Below are 4,099 nucleotides of genomic sequence, written 5' to 3' on the forward strand. Positions count from 1 at the left end.
GCCAGCGATCCGCCGCGTCCCCGTCGGGGGCGCCGGGCCGAGTCGTCGGCGGATGAACCGGCGCCTACGCCGCGCGACGAGTCGGAGGTGGCTCGCGAGATCTGCCTGCGCCAGCTCGCCGTCCGGCCGCGCACCCGGGCCGAGCTGGCCGACGCGTTGGCCAAGCGGGGCATCTCCGAGCAGGTCTCGGCCGAGGTGCTCGACCGCTACGACGAGGTCGGCATCATCGACGACGCGGCGTTCGCCCGGGCCTGGGTGTCCAGCCGGCACACCGGTCGTGGCCTGGCCCGCCGGGCGCTCGCCAACGAGCTGCGCCGCAAGGGCGTCGACGGTGAGGTGGCCACCGAGGCGCTGGGCGAGCTGGACGAGGAGACCGAGGCGGCAACCGCCCGCGCTCTGGTGGAGCGCAAACTGCGTACCGCCCGGGGTGAGCCCGACGCCGTCTTCCGCCGGCTGGTCGGGATGCTGGCCCGCAAGGGCTATCCGCCCGGCGTGGCCATCCGCGCGGTGAAGGACGCGCTCGCCGCGCAGAGCGCCGAGGCGGCCGAGTTCGCCGAGCAGATCGACGCCGACGCGCTCGCCGACGCCGAGGGCGATCTGGAGCGCGACAGCCGTCCGCTCGACTGAGTGGCGCGCGATGGGTGCGGTGGGGGTGGCCCGATGTTGAAAGCGTGTCTGAACGGCCAGCGCAGTCGTGCCGTCCATCCGGCCGTGCCGGTGACCCCGACGGAGTTGGCGGCCGACGCGGCCCGCTGTGCTGCGCTGGGCGTCGCGGCTGTGCACGTCCATCCCAGGGACGCGGCCGGCGTCGAGTCACTGCGCCCGGCGGTGATCGCCGACGCGCTGACGGCGATCCGTGCGGTCCGGCCGGGCCTGCCGGTGGGGGTGAGCACCGGAGCCTGGATCGAGCCGGATCCGGCCGCCCGGGTGACAGCCGTCCGATCCTGGCCGGTGCTGCCCGACTTCGCCTCGGTCAACGCGCACGAGCCCGGCGCCGAGGCGGTCGCCGCCGCGCTGCATGAGCGTGGCGTGCTCGTCGAGGTGGGGCTCTGGACAGTCGACGCCGTACAGGCGTACCGGTCCTGGCGGGTGCCGGTCGGACGGATCCTCGTCGAGTGCATGGCGCAGGAGGCGCCGGTCGCGTTGGCCGACGCGGCGCGGATCCTCGCCGCGCTGCCGCCGCCGTCGGCGGCGATGCCCGGCGTGCCACCGCCGTCAGCGGGGATGCCCGCCGTGTCACCGCCGTCAGCGGGGATGCCGGGCGGGTCGCCGCCGTCGACGGGGATGTCGGGCGGGTCGCCGCCGGAGGACGCGGTGGCTCCGCCCGTGCTGCTGCACGCCGAGGGTCCGGCCACCTGGGCGGTACTCGCCGAGGCGGTCAGCCGTGGGCTGCACACCCGAATCGGGCTGGAGGACACGCTCCTGTTGCCCGACGGCGTACCGGCACCGGGCAACGCCGCGTTGGTCACCGCCGCGCTGGCGGCCGGCGCCGGCTGAGCCGCGGACGTCGGCTCAGCGGGGAAGCGCAGGCTCGCCCCGATCAGGTGGTGGCCGGCCCGCCCGCATGTCCGCCGCCAGCCGGTCACGTCGGCAGTCGATCAGGAACTGTCGGTGCTGTCCGGCGTGACGCCGACAATCGACAAGCGGTGCGGCCCGTGCCCGGGCGACTTGTAGAGGGTCGCTGGTGTCACAAAGTCGGCTCGGCGCACGGGCGCCGCCACCGCTGAACAGGCACGACATCCGAATCGAGGGCGTCGGCTCGCCGCCTTTGTCCTTCCGTGTCCGACACGACATCAGCTTTGTGTGACGCTACAACTTCGCTCCGTTCGGGGGGTTTGATCATGAGTCCTTGACCAGACCGCCCTTGGCGACCTAGCCTCGCCATACAGGCTCACATTGCCCGACCAGCGCAGGCTAAGCGCACAACATAGATCTCGTAACAGAACAGCATCACTTTGGCCGACTCCGCGGCCTTTGGCGGCAGTTCCGGACTGGCCGGTCCGGCACTCCGCGACAACTGCACCCGGTCGCCGACGATGCCCGAGGGCACCGCCGGCGGAGAGAGCTATCCACGGCCAGCCGCTCCGGTCGGGCGTCCACAGCCGCAGGAGTGTGCCTCGGGCACAGTCGCTGCGGTCTTGACGTTCAGGGGAGGCGGCCATGGCGGGGCGGCGGCACAGGTTCACCGGTAGACCTCACGGGGTCCCGGCATGAACGCCCTCGACGTCGTGCTTCTCGCGGCCGTCCTGATCCTCGCGGTGGTCGTGGTCGGGGCGGTGCTGGTCGGCATCCGGACGCTGCGTCGGATGGGCTCGGCGCCGGCCCCGGAGGATCCCGCCTTCATCGCGGAGAAGGACCGTCAGGAGCAGTCCCTGGCCGCCCTGCGCAACGCAGCCGACCAGGCGAACAGCACGATCGACGTGGCCAAGTCCGCGGCCTCCGCGGCTCGGGCCGAGGCGGCGGCGGCGAAGGCTGAGGCGAAGGCGGCCCGGGCCGAGGCCCGGCGGGTGCTCGACGACGCCCGCGCCGAGGCGGACACCGTGCTGGAACGGGCGCACAAGCAGGCCGAGGCGGACGCCGAGCAGCTGCGCACGGCAGCCCGTCGCAGCGGCGAGCGGGAGGTCGCGGTGCTCGCCGCCACGACCCGGGAGCAGGCTGCGGAGGTGGAGCGCCGGGCGGCCCGGATGGACGAGCGGGAGCGGCTGCACACCGAGGAGGTGGAACGGTTCGCCGAGCGGGAGCGGCAGCTCACCGCGGCGAGCGCCGCCCTCGCGGCCCGGGAGTCCGCGCTCGCCCAGCGCGAGACCGAGCTGGCCGAGGCCGAGGAGCTGCGCCGCCGGGAGCTGGAGCGGGTGGCCGGTCTCACCGCCGAGTCGGCCCGGCTGGAGCTGATCGACGCGATCGAGACGTCTGCCAAGCGCGAGGCGGCGCTGCTGGTGCGCGACATCGAGTCCGACGCGCGCAACACCGCCGAGCAGCGGGCCCGACACATCGTGGTGGACGCGATCCAGCGGGTGGCCAGCGAGCAGACCGCCGAGAGCGTGGTCAGCGTCCTGCATCTGCCGGGCGACGAGATGAAGGGCCGCATCATCGGCCGGGAGGGGCGCAACATCCGCGCCTTCGAGTCGGTGACCGGGGTCAACCTGATCATCGATGACACCCCGGAGGCGGTGCTGCTCTCCTGCTTCGACCCGGTCCGCCGGGAGGTCGGCCGGCTCACGCTGGAGAAGCTGGTGCTGGACGGGCGGATCCACCCACACCGGATCGAGGAGGTCTACGACCTGGCCCGGCAGGAGGTGGAGCAGCTCTGCCTCCGCGCCGCCGAGGACGCCCTGGTCGAGGTCGGCATCACCGAGATCCACCCGGAGCTGGTGACCCTGCTGGGCCGGCTGCGCTACCGCACCTCGTACGGGCAGAACGTGCTCAAGCACCTGGTCGAGACCGCGCACATCGCCGGCATCATGGCCGCCGAGCTGCGGCTGGACGTGCCCACCATCAAACGGTCGGCGTTCCTGCACGACATCGGCAAGGCGCTCACCCACGAGGTCGAGGGCAGCCACGCCATCATCGGCGCCGACCTGGCCCGCAAGTACGGCGAGCACGAGGACGTGGTGCACGCCATCGAGGCGCACCACAACGAGGTGCCGCCGCAGACCATCGAGGCCGTGCTCACCCAGGCCTCCGACGCCTGTTCCGGCGGTCGACCGGGCGCGCGTCGGGAGAGCCTGGAGGCGTACGTCAAGCGCCTGGAGCGGATCGAGGAGATCGCGGCCGGGAAGCTCGGCGTGGACAAGGTCTTCGCCATGCAGGCCGGCCGGGAGATCCGGGTGATGGTCAAGCCCGACGACGTGGACGACATCGGGGCGGCCGTGCTGGCCCGCGACGTGGCCAAGCAGATCGAGGAGGAGCTGACCTACCCCGGTCAGATCCGGGTCACCGTGGTCCGCGAGTCCCGGGTCACCGAGATCGCCCGCTGATCCCGGAACAGACGACGGGCGGGTGGCGGTGGCCCCCCGCCCCTCACACGTTACGCAGTCCCGGCACAACATACAGATCGGAAGAGCGGCCGGTATGGCAAGAGGTTTAACCGGGTTGGGTA

3 protein-coding genes are annotated in these 4,099 nt (G+C 72.9%); all 3 read left to right on the plus strand.

Annotation, left to right across the window (positions count from 1 at the left end):
• Nucleotides 1-627: regulatory protein RecX (locus tag AB0J68_RS28385; RefSeq protein ID WP_363941484.1), on the plus strand; the 627-nt coding region annotated here is incomplete at its 5' end.
• 33 nt (nucleotides 628-660) lie between these two features.
• A complete protein-coding gene (locus AB0J68_RS28390; protein WP_363941486.1) occupies nucleotides 661-1,497 on the plus strand; it encodes a 3-keto-5-aminohexanoate cleavage protein in 837 nt (278 codons plus the stop codon).
• A 713-nt stretch (nucleotides 1,498-2,210) separates the two neighbouring features.
• Nucleotides 2,211-3,977 (plus strand): ribonuclease Y, encoded by a 1,767-nt coding sequence (gene rny, locus AB0J68_RS28395; protein WP_363941493.1) that lies wholly within the window; start codon nucleotides 2,211-2,213, stop codon nucleotides 3,975-3,977.
• Nucleotides 3,978-4,099 lie beyond the last annotated feature (122 nt).

This window comes from Micromonospora sp. NPDC049580, from assembly GCF_040675595.1.
GTDB lineage: Bacteria > Actinomycetota > Actinomycetes > Mycobacteriales > Micromonosporaceae > Micromonospora.